The 17,979-nt window shown below is 37.7% G+C and carries 14 protein-coding genes and 1 pseudogene; 7 read left to right on the top strand and 8 right to left on the bottom strand.

Translation table 11 applies throughout. The features are described from left to right. Positions 1–340: 340 nt before the first annotated feature. The 3 genes and pseudogenes from FJR06_RS24395 to FJR06_RS13670 form a co-directional block, all read left to right on the top strand. A pseudogene (locus tag FJR06_RS24395) lies at positions 341–460 on the top strand (toxin-antitoxin system HicB family antitoxin); the annotation flags it as partial. A gap of 60 nt (positions 461–520) precedes the next feature. Beyond that, complete coding sequence (gatB, locus tag FJR06_RS13665) at positions 521–2,002, top strand: Asp-tRNA(Asn)/Glu-tRNA(Gln) amidotransferase subunit GatB (RefSeq protein ID WP_015079999.1); 1,482 nt, start codon at positions 521–523, stop codon at positions 2,000–2,002. A gap of 288 nt (positions 2,003–2,290) precedes the next feature. Further along, positions 2,291–2,641, top strand: coding sequence for a hypothetical protein (locus FJR06_RS13670; protein WP_051155171.1), 351 nt, complete (start codon positions 2,291–2,293; stop codon positions 2,639–2,641). Positions 2,642–2,770: 129 nt separating this feature from the next. Here the strand turns inward: FJR06_RS13670 and FJR06_RS13675 are convergent, their stop codons facing one another. Both FJR06_RS13675 and FJR06_RS13680 read right to left on the bottom strand, forming a co-directional pair. Then, positions 2,771–3,244 (bottom strand): type II toxin-antitoxin system YhaV family toxin, encoded by a 474-nt coding sequence (locus FJR06_RS13675; RefSeq protein ID WP_015080000.1) that lies wholly within the window; start codon positions 3,242–3,244, stop codon positions 2,771–2,773. Then, positions 3,241–3,543, bottom strand: coding sequence for a type II toxin-antitoxin system PrlF family antitoxin (locus FJR06_RS13680; RefSeq protein ID WP_015080001.1), 303 nt, complete (start codon positions 3,541–3,543; stop codon positions 3,241–3,243). Before FJR06_RS13680 ends, FJR06_RS13675 begins: the two co-directional genes overlap by 4 nt. 248 nt (positions 3,544–3,791) lie before the next feature. On the opposite strand from FJR06_RS13680, the gene FJR06_RS13685 reads away from it, so the two are divergent. Next, positions 3,792–4,724: an STM4504/CBY_0614 family protein gene (locus FJR06_RS13685; RefSeq protein ID WP_015080002.1), complete on the top strand. Its 933-nt coding sequence runs from the start codon at positions 3,792–3,794 to the stop codon at positions 4,722–4,724. 109 nt (positions 4,725–4,833) lie between these two features. Here FJR06_RS13685 and leuS read toward each other — a convergent pair whose 3' ends face one another. The 4 genes from leuS to FJR06_RS13705 all read right to left on the bottom strand — a co-directional run bounded on the left by leuS (position 4,834) and on the right by FJR06_RS13705 (position 11,309). Beyond that, positions 4,834–7,410 (bottom strand): leucine--tRNA ligase, encoded by a 2,577-nt coding sequence (gene leuS / locus FJR06_RS13690; protein WP_168651620.1) that lies wholly within the window; start codon positions 7,408–7,410, stop codon positions 4,834–4,836. 223 nt (positions 7,411–7,633) lie between these two features. Beyond that, the gene (locus tag FJR06_RS13695; protein ID WP_168651621.1) at positions 7,634–8,542 is read right to left on the bottom strand and encodes a DUF4351 domain-containing protein; all 909 of its coding nucleotides are present in this window, start codon (positions 8,540–8,542) and stop codon (positions 7,634–7,636) included. Positions 8,543–8,782: 240 nt separating this feature from the next. Continuing rightward, on the bottom strand, positions 8,783–10,921 hold the full coding sequence (locus FJR06_RS13700; protein ID WP_168651622.1) for an SUMF1/EgtB/PvdO family nonheme iron enzyme: 2,139 nt from the start codon (positions 10,919–10,921) through the stop codon (positions 8,783–8,785). Then, positions 10,914–11,309 carry a hypothetical protein gene (locus FJR06_RS13705; protein ID WP_168651623.1) on the bottom strand — a complete coding sequence of 132 codons (396 nt, stop codon included), beginning with the start codon at positions 11,307–11,309 and terminating at the stop codon, positions 10,914–10,916. Before FJR06_RS13705 ends, FJR06_RS13700 begins: the two co-directional genes overlap by 8 nt. Before the next feature lie 609 nt (positions 11,310–11,918). Between FJR06_RS13705 and FJR06_RS13710 the strand changes: the two genes are divergently transcribed. Further along, on the top strand, positions 11,919–12,314 hold the full coding sequence (locus FJR06_RS13710) for a hypothetical protein (protein WP_168651624.1): 396 nt from the start codon (positions 11,919–11,921) through the stop codon (positions 12,312–12,314). A 100-nt stretch (positions 12,315–12,414) separates the two neighbouring features. Here the strand turns inward: FJR06_RS13710 and FJR06_RS13715 are convergent, their stop codons facing one another. Then, positions 12,415–14,607, bottom strand: a complete 2,193-nt coding sequence (locus FJR06_RS13715) for a recombinase family protein (RefSeq protein ID WP_168651625.1) — start codon at positions 14,605–14,607, stop codon at positions 12,415–12,417. Between the two features lie 145 nt (positions 14,608–14,752). Between FJR06_RS13715 and FJR06_RS13720 the strand changes: the two genes are divergently transcribed. Together FJR06_RS13720 and FJR06_RS13725 are read left to right on the top strand one after the other, a co-directional pair. Beyond that, positions 14,753–15,994 (top strand): RNA-guided endonuclease TnpB family protein, encoded by a 1,242-nt coding sequence (locus FJR06_RS13720; RefSeq protein WP_168651626.1) that lies wholly within the window; start codon positions 14,753–14,755, stop codon positions 15,992–15,994. Between the two features lie 92 nt (positions 15,995–16,086). Beyond that, on the top strand, positions 16,087–17,400 hold the full coding sequence (locus FJR06_RS13725; protein ID WP_168651627.1) for a proton extrusion protein PcxA: 1,314 nt from the start codon (positions 16,087–16,089) through the stop codon (positions 17,398–17,400). Between the two features lie 55 nt (positions 17,401–17,455). Here FJR06_RS13725 and FJR06_RS13730 read toward each other — a convergent pair whose 3' ends face one another. Then, complete coding sequence (locus tag FJR06_RS13730; RefSeq protein WP_254434429.1) at positions 17,456–17,935, bottom strand: hypothetical protein; 480 nt, start codon at positions 17,933–17,935, stop codon at positions 17,456–17,458. Between the last annotated feature and the right edge of the window lie 44 nt (positions 17,936–17,979).

Below are 17,979 nucleotides of genomic sequence, written 5' to 3' on the forward strand. Positions count from 1 at the left end.
TCCCAGTCAACTTCCATAATTTCTTGGCTAATTTTTGTCCAAATTTCTCTCGGAAATTGCCGCTAATTTATGAAGTTTTGTATTCTTTTTAGGGATTGATTTCTGAAACGACTACAAATAAAGGGTTCTGAAGATCATCTTGTCAGACACACACAAAATTGACAATATAAACCCAATTATGAAAATCTCCATAATTGTAGCAAATCGCCGAAAGTATTGCAAGCTCGTTGCTAAATAAAAATAATTCTCAATTAATTATTAAGAAAATCTAAACTTGAATTATGATGAGTTATGAATATTAAAAGTATTGTTATATTTTCATAAGTTTTAATTATATTTTATTTCTACTATAGCTTTAGCAGAATTTGATGCTTATACCCGATTCAAAGCAATGACTGTCACAGGAAACCCAGAAGCAGGTTTAAGAATACTGTCTAAACTTGATAATCTCACAGAATAGCGCGATCGCCCTACCCGTAATCTAAAATAGTACCAAAGAGTAAAAACCGTAAATCTGGATATGACCACAGCTACACCCGTAAAAACTGAATACGAAGCGATTATTGGCCTAGAAACCCATTGTCAACTTAGTACCAACACCAAAATTTTCTCCAACAGTTCCACAGCTTTTGGTGCTGACCCCAATACTAACATTGACCCAATATGTATGGGTTTACCAGGAGTTTTACCTGTACTGAACGCCAAAGTTCTCGAATACGCCGTGAAAACTGGTTTGGCGCTAAATTGTCAAATCGCTCGGTATAGTAAATTTGACCGCAAACAATATTTTTATCCTGATTTACCCAAAAATTACCAAATTTCTCAATATGATTTACCCATAGCCGAACATGGTTGGATAGAAATTGAATTGGTAGATGATGAGGGAAATCCCAGCCGTAAACGCATTGGTATTACTCGCTTACACATGGAAGAGGACGCGGGGAAACTCGTCCACGCAGGTAGTGATAGGCTTTCCGGTTCTACCTATTCTCTCGTAGATTATAACCGAGCTGGTATTCCCTTGGTGGAAATTGTTTCTGAACCTGATTTGCGAACCGGACAAGAAGCGGCTGAATATGCCCAAGAACTGCGGCGGATTGTGCGGTATCTTGGTGTCAGTGATGGAAATATGCAAGAAGGATCTCTGCGTTGTGATGTGAATATTTCTGTCCGTCCGGTGGGACGAGAACAATTTGGCACTAAGGTAGAAATCAAGAATATGAACTCCTTTAGTGCGATTCAAAAAGCGATTGATTATGAAATTGAACGCCAAATTGCTGCTATTGAATCAGGAGAAAAGATTGTTCAAGAAACCCGACTGTGGGAAGAAGGTTCACAACGCACCAGCAGTATGCGGATTAAAGAAGGTTCTAGTGATTATCGTTACTTCCCAGAACCAGATTTAGCCCCCATTGAAGTCACTCAAGCAGAATTAGATTCATGGTTAAGTGAATTACCCCAACTACCTGCGATAAAACGCCATCATTATGAAAATGAGTTGGGACTTTCGGCTTATGATGCGCGGGTCTTAACTGAGGATAAACCAGTTGCGGACTATTTTGAAAGTGCAATATCTAAAGGTGCAAATCCCAAATCTGCGGCTAATTGGATTACTCAAGATATCGCTGGGTACTTAAATAAACAAAAACTCACCATCTCTGAAATTAAACTGACTGCTGTTAATCTAGCAGACGTGATTACTCGCATTGAAAATGGTAAAATCAGCAACGCTCAAGCTAAGGAAAAACTCACAGACTTATTAAATGGAGTTTCTCCAGAAACAGCTTTTGCTGGTCAAGAACTCATTTCAGATCGTACCATTCTCGAACCGATTATTGATGAAATCATGGCTGCTAACGCCCAACAAGTCGAAAAATACCGCAAAGGTAACACCAACCTCAAAGGCTTTTTCGTCGGACAAGTCCTGAAAAAAACCGATAAACGTGCAGAACCCAAACTCACCAATCAATTGTTAGAAGAGAAACTCAATGCCCCAATGTAGGGTGACACCCCTCACCCTGAAAATGGTATAGTGTGATAATAAGACGCAACTTGATTATCAGGAGAGCTAGTTTTTATTGGCTCTCTTTCTTTTTAGAGGGAACAGGGAACAGGGAACAACGGACAACGGACAACGGACAACAGACAACGGACAACGGACAAAAATAAAAAATAGGGGGTTTGACCCCTTGGTGCTAGAATTATATAATGTGCTAAGTAGATGCACCCTGATGATTTTAGAGAGCTATCCAAGTAGCTCTCTTTATTTGCCCTAACTTGGCGACGACAAATGGTAGCAAAGAAAAAATGGAACTATCTAGAAATATTAATAAATGATAGTTTATGGACTGAGATAGAAAGTATTGCTGCTAATGTTGGCAATAAAAGAATTGCAGAAATGACAAAAGATTTATGTTTAATAGAAGCAGCACTAGCAACAGATAAAATTGTTATATCATTGGATGATAATACTGCGAGAAAATTTTTTAGTGAAGCATCTGTAAAAATAGATGAACTCAAGGATATTGTATGGGTAAATCCAGATAAAGTAGATGAAGAACAACCAATTGAATGGTTGAGAAATGGAGCAAAAGTAGAAAGCGATCGCCTACTCATGAAGTATTGTAAAAACAAAATATAGAATCTGTAGGTTGGGTTGACGTAAGGAAACCCAACATTAACCAACAATAATACATAAGTTGGGTTGCATTTCATTTAACCCAACCTACAAACTAAAAATATAAATAACATTCCTAATTCAAGTTATAAATTAACCATTATCAACATCTTCTGAAACAGATTCTAGATCGTCTGAAGCCTTTAAAAGATCATCCCAACTATCTGGAGGATTACCACTTGCAAGCATTTTAGTAAAAATGTTGTATGGATCTGTTTTTGCTCCCTCTTTCCGCAGCGAATATTCATCATTTATCCAAGCATAAATAATAACTTTTTCCGTACTGCTATAACGAAAGAATAAACGAAATCTTCTATTAAATTTAGCTCGAAACCAATGCTTTTTATCTGTTCCTAATGTTTTACCTTGCCTAAATTCTGGTGCGCTGGGATCTTCAGGTATTCGCCTAAAAATAAACTCATTAATATTGTTGAGAAACTTTGTAGCTGGATGTTGCTGATATTCTTCAGGATTTTTTTCTTTAAGTTCCTCAACCTGAATAATTAATTTTTTATATTTTTCACCAAAGGCAGGATGAATTTTTAACGTCCACCCATTAACATTCATACAAACATGAAATCCTCTGGTAATTCTTCATCCAGATCAGCTTCCATACCTTCTGTTAGTATAGAGGCACGATGATACATTTCTTCTGTAAGTGTTTCAAGATTGCTAGAATTTTTCTTGATATCTCTAGCCAGGAAATCTAAGAACGCCTTGACAAAAGAATGCTTTTCCATATTTGGAGACAATATTCTATTCATTCCTAGCGTTTCTCCCTTTTTATGATAAACAACCGTATACTTAGTGAAATGATTTACACCAGTGCGAGAAGAATTTGCATTGTTACGAAGCTTGACTTTCATTAATTGAACGGATTTTTATTGAGATCCAATGATTTATATACTCACTCCTTATAGTACCAGATTTTTCTAAAAAAGTCACTTATAAAATTGTAGGTTGGGTTGACGTGAGGAAACCCAACATCAACCAACAATAATAAATGTGTTGGTTTGCATTTCATTTAACCTAACCTACAAATTACTAATTGCTACATACAACATAGTTGAAAATATTGTATCATATATGTATCGTCTATATAGTTTATTTAGTTATGAAAGTCTTTGATATCTACTCAAAACGGCAAAAAAAACTCCCTGATGTGTATCAGTGTGATAATATTCCTGAGCCTCTCCGTATACAGATTGTTCATATTATAAAGGATCTTATTGATCTTTGTGGGAAAGATAAAAGTGAAGAAGTTTTTCTGCATATTGACAATATGATATGTCGTGAACATGGGAGATTGAGTTTGGTTTCAGATCTCTCATTGGCTTTGAGTCCAGATATTGTGCAATACAATATGAAATACACTAAAGGAGTATTGAATTTTATATTAGAAGAGGAAGAAATAGAACAGGTTCTTTCTAGCGTTGAATTAACCTTTAAATTTTTTGAAAATTTATATAATAAAGGTGATACAACAAAAAATATATCAAATACAATTGATCAATTAATCAAGGAATTGAACTTTAGATTTAGGGAACACGGAGTAGGTTATCAATATGAATCAGGTAAAATTATAAGAGTTGATTCTCAAATGATACATTCTGAAGCAGTCAAGCCAGTTTTACACTTATTAAGTGATCCTCGATTTCAGGGAGCAAATGAGGAATTTTTGAAAGCCCATGAACATTATAGACATGGTAATTACAAAGAATGTCTTAACGAATGTCTGAAGGCTTTTGAAAGTACCATGAAGATTATTTGTAACAAGCAAGGCTGGATTTTTCAACCTACAGATACAGCCAAACCACTTATTAAAATTTGCTTTCAAAATCATCTAATTCCAATTTATTTACAAGATCAATTTTCATCACTCAAGCAAAGTCTTGAAGGTGGTATTCCTACTATAAGGAATAAACAATCAGCGCATGGACAAGGTTCTCAACCTGTTAATGTTCCACAATATTTTGCAGCTTACCAGCTTCATCTAACAGCAAGTACAATTTTGTTTTTGATAGAAGCCGAAAAATCGCTTTCTTAAATACTAAAAACACATATTTTGTAGGTTGGGTTGACGTATGTTACCCAACATTAACCAATAATAATACATAAGTTGGGTTGCATTTCATTTAACCCAACCTACAAAAATATTAACCCAAAACGAAATTCACCAACTTACCAGGAACAACAATCACCTTTTTGATTTCCTTCCCTTCCAGATAACGTTGTCCGGCTTCCGACTCCCGCGCATACTTCTCCAACTCCGCTTTATCAGATTGGGAAGGAACTTGAATAGCACCGCGAGTTTTACCCATAATTTGAATTACCAAAGTAATTTCATCAGCTATCAAAGCCGCAGGATCAAAACTTGGCCAAGTTTGGGTATGCACAGAGTTTTTATTCCCCAATAACTGCCATAATTCATCACCAATATGGGGGGCAAAAGGCGCTAACATAATCACCAAAGTTTGCATCCCTTCCGCGTAAATTGGGGAATTATGACAATCAGCATCAGTCAAGGCATTACTTAACTTCATTAATTCCGAAATTGCCGTATTGAATTGATATTCATCTACCACATCTTCCGTAATTGCTTGAATAGCAATATGAATGAAGCGACGTAAATCTTTTTCGGCTTTCGTCAGTTGTCCGTTGTCCGTTGTCAGTTGTTTTGGACTTGCAGCATAATCTGTTACCAACCGCCAAACGCGATTTAAAAAGCGGAATTGTCCCTCAACATCAGCCTCATCCCATTCTAAATCTTTTTCAGGAGGTGCTTTAAATAAAATGAACATTCTCGCCGTATCTATGCCATATTTATTAATCACATCTTCCGGTGCTACACCATTGCCTTTTGATTTGGACATGGTAGCATAGAGACGTTGTAAAGGTTCTCCAGTTTGTGGATCTATAGGATTATTAGCATCAACTAAATTTGAAGGAATCCATTTATCTTTACCACCTTTATTCGGGTTCATGTAAGTTAAACCCTGTACCATTCCCTGAGTTAACAGCTTTTGAAATGGTTCATCAAAGTTAAATAACCCTCTATCTCTTAATACCTTAGTGAAGAAACGCGAATACAATAAATGTAAAATTGCGTGTTCAATTCCGCCCACATATTGATCTACAGGCATCCAATCATTTACTTTACCAGAATCAAAAATCTTTTCCTCATTTTTGGCATCAGAATAACGTAAGAAATACCAAGAAGAATCAATAAAAGTATCCATTGTATCGGTTTCCCGTTTCGCAGGAGTACCGCAAGTTGGACAAGGAACATTTACCCAACTTTCTAATTGTGCTAAAGGTGAACCACCACGACCACTTAATTCAATATCTTCTGGTAATTGTACAGGTAAATCTTTGTCAGCTACAGGCACAATTCCACATTCAGGACAGTGAATAACAGGGATAGGTGCGCCCCAATAACGTTGTCGAGAAATCAACCAATCTCTGAGGCGATATTGTATTCTTAATTTACCAAAGTTTTGGTTTTCGGCAAATTCGATAATGGCTTTTTTCGCATCTACAGAATTCATGCCATTGAAGTCACCGGAATTAACTAAAATTCCCGTTTCTGTATATGCTGATTTTAAAGTTTCTTCTGCACCAATTTCCGGGACAATGACAACTTTAATAGCTAAATTTTGTTCTTTAGCAAATTTGAAATCTCGGACATCATGTGCCGGTACACCCATTACCGCACCTGTACCATATTCATAAAGTACATAATCTGCAATCCAAATCGGTACTTCTTCCCCGGTAAAGGGGTTAATAACTTGACCACCAGTGGGAATACCCCGTTTAGGTTTATCTTCCGCAGTCCGTTCTAACTCGCTTTGGTTGCTGACTTCCTTAATAAAGGCTTCTACCGCTGCTTTTTGGTCTGAAGTTGTCACCACTTGAGTTAAGGGGTGTTCTGGGGCTAATACGACGTAACTCACGCCATAAACAGTATCGGGACGGGTGGTATAAACGCCGATTTTTTCATCTAAGCCCACAATAGGAAATTCTAAATATGCACCGGTGGATTTTCCTATCCAGTTGGCTTGCATTAATTTAACTCGTTCCGGCCAACCTGTGAGTTTATCTAAGTCATTTAATAATTCTTCGGCGTAGTCGGTAATCTTGAAAAACCATTGACGCAGTAATTTACGTTCTACTATTGCTCCACTGCGCCAGGAACGTCCTTCGTTATCAACTTGTTCGTTTGCCAATACAGTTTGGTCAATGGGATCCCAGTTAACTGCGGCTTCTCTTTGGTAAGCTAAACCGGCTTGTAAAAATTGCAGAAATATCCATTGCGTCCATTTGTAATAATCGGGGGAACAGGTAGCAAGTTCAGTTTCCCAATCTAAGGATAAACCCAGACGTTGTAATTGTTGCCGCATTTGGGCAATATTTTGATATGTCCATTTAGCAGGGGGTACACCTCTATCAATGGCGGCGTTTTCTGCGGGTAGTCCGAAGGCATCCCAACCCATTGGATGTAATACCCGATACCCTTGCATCCGTTTGAGGCGGGCAATCACATCTGTAATTGTATAGTTACGAACGTGACCCATGTGCAAGCTACCAGATGGGTAAGGGAACATGGAAAGCGCGTAGAATTTTGGCTTGTTTGTATCTTGAGGGGTTTTATCTAAGCCAAGTTCTAACCATGTTTGTTGCCATTTTTCCTCTATTGCGGCTGGTTGGTATGATGTTTTTTGGGGGGACTCCACAACTAAAACTCCTAATGCTTTTACCTAATCTCGCTATTGTGGCATAATTGTAGATATCAGACATTAAGAGTGAAAATTAAATAATTAAATCAGCTATATAGCGAACTGCTTGCAGCAGCGCTTCGCTATCGCATCCTTCACCCTAAGCATTACCCAGAAAATAAGATACAATGGGCAGAGCGATCGCTATTGTTAATAGTGCAGAAAAATTAGGACGTTGCAGCTAATTAATTGAATTATGTTGCAGCCAAGTTTCTAAATCTGTAACTGAAGTAAAATCTAACAAAGCTTCTCCTAATTCTTCAAGTTTTTCAACAGTTAACTCTTGAACTTTTTGAATTAATAATGAGTCAATTTCCTCAATTCGACGATTTAATTGCCGGATAATTAGACGTTTTTCTTTTTGCAGTCCTTCTTGTAATCCCTCTTGTTTAGCTAGTTCTCTATCTTGTTGGTAAAGTGGTGCTAATCGCATAATCAACTCCTGATCTTCTGTTTGTGAACTTTGATTGATTTTTAAGTTTTTCTGGAGGTTATAGAGTAGTTCTAAGGTGATTTTGACGTAAGGTTGATTTAATGGTAACGCAGCTAATTCATCAATTGCTCGTTTTTGGACTGTACCTCTACCTAAAAGTCTTAACCACAGTGTTTCTTGAGTTTGTGGTAATTGATGAATAACGACAATTGCGGCCTGTAATGATTTTGCTAAATAGTATATTCCGGGTAAGGAATCTGGTTTTGTTGTCTCGCTAAATCCTGAGATGATGTTTCTTGAGGCTGTGGGGGTGAGAATCCACAATTTAGGAATTTCGATTTTTGTTTTGTTGGTTTGTTCGCGTTTGGCTGCTCTTCTTAATGCACCTCTGACTTCTAATGATTTTAACAGACAATCACAGATTTCTTCTGTTGATGCTGGGTTGCGAAATGGCTCGAATATGGCTGGTGTTGTGGCTAATTTTCCTAATAATCCTAATAGTTCTACGTTGGTTGTTTGGTTGGGAAATGGTGTGAATAATACGTCTATTTCCCGGATTTCTCCAGCTACTTGACTGGCTGCTTGTACTTCTCCGAATGGTTTGAGTAGTTCTTCTAAATAGTCTTTGGCAAATTGGTCATGTATAAAGCGTGTCATCTTCGGGGTTGCTTTAGAGATATCTTAGATGTTGCCAGATCCCCGACTTCTTTAAGAGGTCGGGGATCTATTCTCTGCTATTATCTACTTGACTAAATCTAAAGTTTTCTGTATTATGGACGAAGCACTCATCAAGCATCCGAAAATCTAAAAAAATATTTTTTATAGCTCCACTCCGTTACAGTAGAGAAGCGAAAAGAATAAGAAGAGCAGAGGGTAAAAGGGTAAGAGTATAAAGGGCTACAAAGTCCTCCCAACAGCGCAAACAACACGAAAACCAAAATCGTTGCTGCTGCTGTCGCGCTCCGCCCAAGTGTTGTAGCGAGACGCGGAACGGCAGAATTTAGGATAGTTGACCCAAGAACCGCCACGCAGCGCACTACAAGAACTGCTTAGACTTGTCAATGCACTACCGTCTATAGGCGCATTTATATAATTTTCATGCCACTCATCTTCGCACCATTCCCACACATTCCCGCACATATCATATAAACCAAAAGGATTGGCGGGAAAAATTCCTACATCTGTGGTTTTTCCTCGATATTCTCCTTTTTGTCCCTGTTCATAAGTGTAGTAGCTACCATCATAATTGGCTAAATCTGTGGAAATCGTTTCCCCAAAATAAAATGGGGTAGTAGTTCCTCCACGACAAGCATATTCCCATTCCGCCTCACTAGGCAAGCGATAGGTTTTACTTGTCTTTTGGGAGAGTCTAGCGCAAAATTCTTGAGCATGATTCCACGATACACGCTCAACAGGTAAATTATCACCTTTAAAGTTCGATGGATCAGATTCTAAATCAATCTTAACTTTTTCTAGTGCAGCTACAGCTTGCCATTGTTTTTGAGTAACTGGATATTTACCCATAAAAAACGGGGGAACAGTAACTTGATGTTGTGGACTTTGGGATTTGCGATAACCTTCCTCACTTTCTGGAGAACCCATGATAAAAGTCCCTCCAGAAATATGCACCATTTCCAGAAATGCACCATTTCCTAAATCTTGAGGAAAATACTCGGCGCTTTTGGCAATACGTTTAATTCCTGTACCATTCTTATTTATCTGAGCAGTTTCAAACTGAAAAGTCTTTAACTGATAACCAGATTTATTTTTTTCTGCTTCTGCTTCTCGCTGGCGTTGCAATCTTTCTGCTTCTTGCTGCAATCTTAGTTGTTCGGCTGCTTCTGCCTCTCGTTGGCGTTGCAATCTTTCTGCTTCCTGCTGCAATCGTAATTGTGATAATTCTTTTGCTTGTTGCTGAAGTTGCAATGCTTCCTCTTCTTGCTGCTTTTGTATCTGAAGCTGTTTTTGATATTCTGCTTCTTTAACAGATGTAATTTCTAACTCCATTGATTCTACATCCTCATCTCTCAAACCTAAAACATCTTGTTGATAATCTTTTAATATCTTCAAAGTATGTTCATCTAGAGGATATTGTTGCTCAACTTCTTCTGCAAAATATTGTTTATAACTTTGCAAATTTATTAATCGTCTCCGAAAAGGTTCTAAAACTTCCGTTTCTATTTCCTCGGCTTTTGCATCTGTAATTACCAAAGTTTTCCGTTTTGCTTTTAAAACTTCAATAGCAATTCTTTTAAGTTCACCATTTTTAGCATATTGTTCAACCAATTTGCGATACTCTGCTTCTGGATTTTTGGGAGCATAGGCCAATAAAATATTGTATCCTTCCTTGTCCAGAATGATATCTGGTGTCATGTTAGGCTTTACCGCTTGGACTTTTGATTTAGCGTAAGTGTGTAGTTCTTGGACATGAATATTGCCATCGTTATCTGTATCTGCTGCACCTGTCTCAATTCCCTCAACTAAATATTGAGTATAGAGGGAAAGTGTTGCACCTTCTTGTGCAAAGGAAGTTTGAGTTGCACCAGAAGATGTAAGCACAACTCGTCCTTCTGCACCTAATTGCTTTTTGATATCTACTCCAATACTTTTTGTGTGCCAACCATTAGCAAAAGCACCACTATAACAAGCATCTAAAATTAAAACTTGTCGTTTGGAATAACAACTTTTTGATTGTGTTTGAATAAAATTTGCATCTACAGCAGTGGCTTCAAAGTTATCTTTTGCTGTGTTGCGAGTTGCTAAATAGAGATGATTATCATCATTAGTAATTCCATGTCCAGAAAAATAGAATAATAATAAATCTTCTTTACCTGCGTTCTTAAACAGCTTTTGAATTCCTATTCTCATAGCTACTGAATCAGGATTCAGCAGCCGTTCTACCTGTGCAAAATTTCCCAAGTTGGGATTTTGCAAAACTCGTTCCATAGCCTGGACATCATTGAGTGCAGATAATAGGGGTGGGATACCTGCACCATATTCACTGACTCCAATCAGTAGAGCCATTTTTTTAGCCATTGTCACCACCCATTGCGGCTAATAGGTCTTTTGCTATTTTTTCGCTTTCTAGCAGTTCTTGGCGGCTTTTGGCTTTGATACTGACTTCTTTCTCACCGACTTTGACAGTCAGTTCGATGGGTTTGTCTCCCAAGCGATCGCCCAAAAAGGCTAAAAATGTTTTAATATTTTTCATACTGACTTGTGCTGTCAGCACTCCGATCAAAGTTGCAAAACCTGGCTTACTTCCTGCTTCTGGGTTAAGATCTTCAGCACGGTCTGCTTTTTCCACTTCGTCGGAATCTCGTAATTCCCGCAGCAACTTACTTGCTATTTTTAGCCGTCTGTCATCATCTAATTCTGGGTCATTAACAGCAAAAGTAAATTGAATTGTGTAATCATCTGTCATATTCACCACCACACTCCGATTATTTCCCTAGTAATATAGCATACGGTAAAACTCTCCACTGTCTTGTCAAAAAAAGCCGAGAATTTTTTTGTTCCCTATTTTCTTACTACTCACATTCCGCACTTCATTTTCTAGTACAGACATAAGTGTAATAAGTAACAGAAATAGCTTAAATATAAAGTTGCGTAAATCCTGTTAATAAGGTATTGACAATAAATTCAGAAGAAAAAATGAGAAAATGAGTCTGAATGAAATCAAAATACCAAAAAATATAAATAACCAAAAAGAAGAATTTGAGTTTCTTCTTTGTGAATAATGACTTTTATTTTCATAGTTTGAATTTCAAGTTTTTCAGTAGGGGATGATTTTAAATCCTTATATCTTAATAATAAGGTTGAGAGCCTGTGGTTGGTACTTTCTTAAAACCTATCTTGAAAAGCAATTGTTCTAGGTCAGGAAACTGAATATCTCTCATCATATTAATGTCAGTCATCTATCTTAGGGTTAATTTAAAATATCTAACTCAGGATTAATTAAATTACTTTTATTAAAGCATAATCTGTTTATAGCAGGTTAATTCCAACTATTTTATTTTGGAGATATAAGATTATGTTGCAAGCAGATTTGACGACTTCCCAGACAAAAAAAGATACTTCTTTAAACGCTTTTGATGAAAATTGTTTATCGGAATTAAGTTCGGAACAAGCTTCTAATATTGCTGGAGGATTTACACTTAAAAATAATACAGAAGCACCGAGGATTTTTTATAATTTTGGGGAGAAGTCACCCCTACAACAACAAACTTTAAAACCGGGAGAAAGCGGCACTTATCCAGGAGAGTTTCTTTTGTATAATTCTTCAGCAGGAAGTTCCGGAATTAGCCCCGCAGTATTCAAAGCAGATCCTTCCGGTACATTCAGTTTAAATCAATCAGGAACTAAGATAATTCCTACTGATCTTAGCTCTTCTAATGGAGGTGGGAATGGTGGAAATGGGGATTGCTAAAAAAGCGATGAAAAGCTAAGAGTCGGTAAATAGATTTTAAATAGAAAGCCTCTATAATTCCATAGAGGTTTTATTTATAGTTATGGAAATTGCCAATTATTTACACCACTTCACAAGCATGAACTAAAGGTAATAAAGGGCCAATTTGTTCCTGTCCATTGACAGCCAAATCACTGTGACACAAATACAATTTATCAGACACCCGCGCCAGCAAATCAGCGACAATTCTTTGTAATCTTTCTTCTTCGGCTAATTCTTCATCTGCTGCTGTCCAAGGTTGTCCTAACCTATCCTGTAAAAATAAAGTAGCACCAAATAAAGTTGCCGCACCACCTTTAGCCCATAGCGGTGAACCAATATCTAACCAAAAATGCCAACGGTGATTTTTGCGACTCGCTCGGTATTGAAATATAGTTGCTAAAGTTACAGCTTTTCTACTGCTACTGATAGCACCTACAGGATAGGGATTTGCAGTAATTGTCCCCCGTCGCAGCAGTTGAATAAATATGGCTATCGCCACGCTATCGCTATCAATAATGGTAATACTGAGAGTTTCTGGTGTATGCAGCGAAAGAAATAGAGGATCGGTTTGTTTTAAGCGGGTGTCTATTTCCCAATAATGTTGGGCTGTTTCTAGTAATTCTCTTAATGCTGCTAATTCTTGATATGAAGGGTTTTTATCCTTACACACAAACTCTTGAATGGCTTTGTAGAGGAGAAAAATGGGGGTGAGGAGAAGTCGCTGGTGATATTCCTCTCTCTGTTTGCCAATCCATTGTAATATATCTTCATAAGCCTGAGTGGCAATATAGCCAATTCTATCCCAGCGTTCAAAGGTTTTCACTGGTAATAAATTGGGTGTGTCGGGGTGGGGAACGAAACAAGCATCTGCTATTAACCCCGCTCGCACCGGATCTATTTTAGAATGATGGAATCCTTTTTCCTCTCCATTTTGGGTTTGATATTGACTCAAAACCACCAACATTTCCGCCACCGCATCTCTATCTACCAATCGTCCTAAACCGGGGTAAATTAGAGTCATTAGGGTGAGTAATGCTCTGACTACTGAAGAACTGATTAAAGGGCGTTGTTCGTTGAGAGATGCAACTTCGATATTTTGCTTGGTTAATATTTCTACTATGGTATAACGAGCGATCGCATCTAAACCCGGTGCAATAATTGCTACCTCATCTGCCGCTACTTCCCCGGATTTAACCCCATCAATAATCATCTCGGCTGTTTGGCGTAATAGCTGGGCGCGGGAAGTGGTTTGAATCGGCTGGACATAACTGGGTAAACTCAACATCGTCATCGGCTGTGTTACCAATTCTACCATTTGACTGGTGAGAGAATAACCCAAACTATCCAAAGGTGGGTTAGTTAAATTTTCTACTTGACAACGGGCAGATAATCTGGATAGATATTCAGGATCTCCACCTAAACCCCAGCGTACCTTCCCATGAAAATTGTAGCTAAACGCGCCCACAGCCCCAGCATCTAATAAAAATTCAAATAAGTTAGCAGCGATCGCCGGATAATCATCTACATCATCTGCTATGATGCCCTGATAGCGTTGTTTTAGATGTTCCTGATAGCTACTATTAGTTAATAATTTTTGGTGATACAGTTCAGTAATTAGCGCATAAGTCAATAACCCCCGTTCTAAACACCAATTCCGCCAATTTAGTAGTAAAGAACCCAAAAACTGTGGTTCTAAATTGATAGAACTATCTTCTAAACCACTGTGCAATATTTTAGGAATGTCTTCACAGGGTACACCGCTATAAGCTGCTAATTGCCATAAATCCAGGATACGTCTGACCAAACGATTTTCATTCATCCCTACACGCCGCAAAACCTCTGAATCTAACTGACAACTCCAGAGTTTTGTCGCCAATTCTTGTTCCGTTTCTGGGCGTAATCTGACGGGAAATTGAGCTTTAATTGACAACGAATCAATTAGTAACGGCCAAAATAAAATCACCTCATCTTGGAAAAAACCCAAAGCTGTTTTAACGCGAATAGGATATTTTCCTAATGTTAAAGTGGTAACTCTATCAGCTAATTCCCTGCGGTTATCATCATTAGCAGCTAACAATAAAATACCTAGTTCTTTTTGGTGTAAATTCACCTTTGAATCTATAGGTTGAGGTTGGGAATTGTGAATATTTTTATTATAAAATAAATCAGGTACTTGACTATCAATTTGCAACCAAGCACTAAACTGGTTTACCAAGCGAGTAGTTTTACCACTACGACTAGTACCAAAAATCCAAAGGGAATCAGAAATCATAAGACCTTGTGGTAAGCGGGAAACGAGCGTGTCTTTAGACCTGAGAGGGAAGCGGCACGACCGGTTTTAACCGCTGTGGTCTTTCGGACATCTTGACAACCCCTATATCTTTCGCTAGGATAACTTGAGTTACAGCGAAACTAAAATGTATCTGACTCAAAAGAATCAAATACGGGGACTCAAAGCTAATGAATTTACAGCCCTGAAGGAACTCTGTAGACTGAGTAAGAATCTCTACAATGTAGGGCTTTACACAGTTAGGCAGTATTACTTTCAAGAGCGGAAACATTTAAAATATGAGTCCAACTATCACTATTGTAAAGGAAATGAGAACTATCGGATGCTTAACACTGATATTGCTCAACAAACACTGAAGGTAGTTGATAGAACTTTTCGCAGTTTCTACGGATTGATTACCTCAGTTAAATCTGGATCTTACAGTAGTAAAGTAAGACTACCTCATTATCTGCCCAAGGAGGGATATTTCCCTTTGATCATGCCCAGAGTCAAAGTCAAAGATGGGAAATTTCGGATTCCTATGTCTACTGCTTTCAAGGCTCAATATGGTGAAATCTGGATACCATTTCCTAATAGATTAAACCAAGAGACTCTTAAAGAAGTTCGCATCCTCCCAAAATATAATGGGCGTTTTTTTGAGGTTGAATTCATCTCTGAAGCTGAAGAAACACCGATTGAGACTAAAGCCGAAAGTGCTATTGGCATTGACTTGGGACTTGATAATCTAGCGACTTGCATTGACACCAATGGGGCATCCTTTATTTTGGATGGCAAACCACTTAAATCCTTCAACCAATGGTTCAATAAGGAAAATGCTAGACTGCAATCTATTAAAGATTTGCAGAAAATCAAGGGAACTACAGAGCGTCAAGCTAGACTAGCTGTTAATCGCAATGCCAAAGTTCGAGATTATTTAAATAAAGCTGCTAGGTACGTTATCAACCATTGCATTGAGCATCGCATTGATAAGTTGGTAGTTGGATTCAATATTGAGATGAAGCAATCCATCAATATTGGTTCCCGTAATCATCAGAACTTCGTACAGATTCCCCACAGTAGTTTGAGATTTAAACTGAAAGCTCTCTGTGAGAGATACGGAATCAAGTATGTAGAACAGGAAGAGTCCTATACTAGTAAGGCTAGTTTTTTAGACAATGATAATATTCCTGTTTTTAATGCCGACAATCCCAAAAAGCACGAATTCTCTGGCAAGCGAATTCAGCGGGGTCTGTATCGTACTCAATTTGGTATTTTAGTGAACGCAGACTGCAATGGTGCAGCCAATATTCTCAAAAAAAGTAAGCACAATGCTTTAAGCGGAGTGTCTAGTGGCTGTTTGGCACAGCCTTTACGAGTGAAAATCTCCTAAGAATCTCAGCGGCTTGGCTCCCTGAGAATGTCAATCTTTTTGCGTTAACTTAAGTTTAAGAATTTAGTGAATAATGCCAAATAATTGTCTCGATGAAAAATACCGTGTTTAGCCAAAAAATATACCCCTTTTTACTAGCTGCTTACAGATGGTATCTACTGACACCAGAACGTTCTTTAGATACAGCTTATCAAGCGGCTATACAAATTAAGGAAATTGAAGATAAACACTTCAATGGTAACAAAATAGACTCCGAATTTACCATGCACAGCACCAGCGTCATGGATTATTTTCAAGGAGATTTGCAAAAGTTATTAAAAACTGTCCAAATGCGGCTGACGGAATTCAAAGCCAGTCGGTGGTTTGCGAATGAATCTAAACAAAAAGCTGCTATGAAAGTGGGGATAGAATATTCTAGCCCAGCATCAATTTTAGAGAAACTAGAATTCATTGATCAAATTACATCTAAATACACTAATAATGATATAGATGCAAATTATAGAAATTCCCATCCTCAACCTGTTGAACCCCCCACAGATTTAGTTAATTCTCCACAATTTACACCAAAAACATCACGGAAAGTTACCCAAAATATATCTAGAGGAAAAGCCAATACTACAGGTATTTTACCTCGTTCAATTTTAAGCACAATTACGCGGCTACAAGTAGAATTAGATCCAGAATCTGAACAAAATGTAGTTAAAAATTTTCGTAAAGCCCAACAAAGAAGTATTATCTCAATTCGGTTTATCCTTTTACTTATTATCGTTCCTCTTCTGACTCATCAATTATCCAAAGCTTTAATTGTTGGTCCATTGGTAGAACATTTCCGAAATGAGAAAACAGTAGAAGTTTTCTTAAATGGAGAAATGGAAGAAGAAGGATTATTAGCATTACAAAGGTTTGAAGAAAGAATCAAATTTGAAGCCTTAATTAGTAATGCACCTGCGCTTGGGGCTGAAGAATTAGAAACAAAAATGAAGGAGAAAGCAGAGGAAGTAAAAAAGGAATTTCGCAAAGAAAGTGATAATGCCATTAAAAATGTATTTGCTGATATTTTCGCGGTAATTACTTTCACTATCTTATTACTTGTTAGCAAATCTGATATCGCTGTATTAAAAGATTTCTTTGATAATGTAGTCTATGGTTTAAGCGATAGTGCTAAAGCATTTATTATCATTTTATTTACCGATGTTTTTGTCGGCTTTCACTCTCCTCACGGTTGGGAAGTTCTCTTAGAGGGAATATCACGACATTGGGGATTACCAGCCAATCGAGATTTTATTTTCTTATTTATTGCCACATTTCCCGTAATTTTAGATACGATTTTTAAATATTGGATTTTCCGCTATTTAAATCGGATTTCACCTTCTGCCGTTGCTACCTACCATAACATGAATGAATAACCAGCATTTTGCTAACATTACTATTAGGTATCCGCTCAATATATCGGGGAAAGAGTTATTCAGGCACCCATGACAAACCAAAAGAATTGAGAGCAGATTTTTCTCGAATAATAGTTGCCAAAGAAGGAATATTCCCAACCTGAGAAATCCGGTCACGGATATATTCAAAAAAACTGATACCCAACTGACGAGTAGTAGCAACAAGAGACATAAAAGTATCCCAAGCCTGAGTACCCTCAATAGTTTGAGTGGCATAACTAATATTACGTCGTTGCACCATCGTCCGAGCAGCTAACTCCGCCGGATTATTATGCAAAGGCAATTCAGGATGCTCTAATACTAAAAGCAACTCGGAAATTTTCAGCAGCGTTAATCGTTTTCGCTCATCCAACTGTTGATAACCACTTTCTGTAGAAAAAAGCGTCCAAAATTCCGACCTGAGTTCGTCAGCTTGCTCCTGACAAGGAGAATCTCGATAAGCTAATAATTTCCGGTAATATTTCCAGAAATTATCCAGGAAATCTTTTAAACCCACATTCCGCACCCCAAAATGTTACAGAGGGAAATTACGGAGATGAA

This window comes from Dolichospermum sp. UHCC 0352 (assembly GCF_009711925.1).
GTDB classification, from domain to species: Bacteria; Cyanobacteriota; Cyanobacteriia; order Cyanobacteriales; family Nostocaceae; genus Dolichospermum; species Dolichospermum lemmermannii.

Excerpts from the sequence above, each read along its gene's own strand:
- FJR06_RS13680 (WP_015080001.1), bottom strand. The coding sequence starts at position 3,543 with ATGAAAGTCAAGCTTCGTAACAATGCAAATTCTTCTCGCACTGGTGTA.
- FJR06_RS13700 (WP_168651622.1), bottom strand. The coding sequence starts at position 10,921 with ATGGCTAAAAAAATGGCTCTACTGATTGGAGTCAGTGAATATGGTGCA.
- FJR06_RS13725 (WP_168651627.1), top strand. The coding sequence starts at position 16,087 with ATGAAAAATACCGTGTTTAGCCAAAAAATATACCCCTTTTTACTAGCT.
- FJR06_RS13715 (WP_168651625.1), bottom strand. The coding sequence starts at position 14,607 with ATGATTTCTGATTCCCTTTGGATTTTTGGTACTAGTCGTAGTGGTAAA.
- FJR06_RS13710 (WP_168651624.1), top strand. The coding sequence starts at position 11,919 with ATGTTGCAAGCAGATTTGACGACTTCCCAGACAAAAAAAGATACTTCT.
- FJR06_RS13720 (WP_168651626.1), top strand. The coding sequence starts at position 14,753 with ATGTATCTGACTCAAAAGAATCAAATACGGGGACTCAAAGCTAATGAA.
- FJR06_RS13695 (WP_168651621.1), bottom strand. The coding sequence starts at position 8,542 with ATGACACGCTTTATACATGACCAATTTGCCAAAGACTATTTAGAAGAA.
- FJR06_RS13685 (WP_015080002.1), top strand. The coding sequence starts at position 3,792 with ATGAAAGTCTTTGATATCTACTCAAAACGGCAAAAAAAACTCCCTGAT.
- FJR06_RS13705 (WP_168651623.1), bottom strand. The coding sequence starts at position 11,309 with ATGACAGATGATTACACAATTCAATTTACTTTTGCTGTTAATGACCCA.
- FJR06_RS13675 (WP_015080000.1), bottom strand. The coding sequence starts at position 3,244 with ATGAATGTTAATGGGTGGACGTTAAAAATTCATCCTGCCTTTGGTGAA.
- gatB (WP_015079999.1), top strand. The coding sequence starts at position 521 with ATGACCACAGCTACACCCGTAAAAACTGAATACGAAGCGATTATTGGC.
- FJR06_RS13670 (WP_051155171.1), top strand. The coding sequence starts at position 2,291 with ATGGTAGCAAAGAAAAAATGGAACTATCTAGAAATATTAATAAATGAT.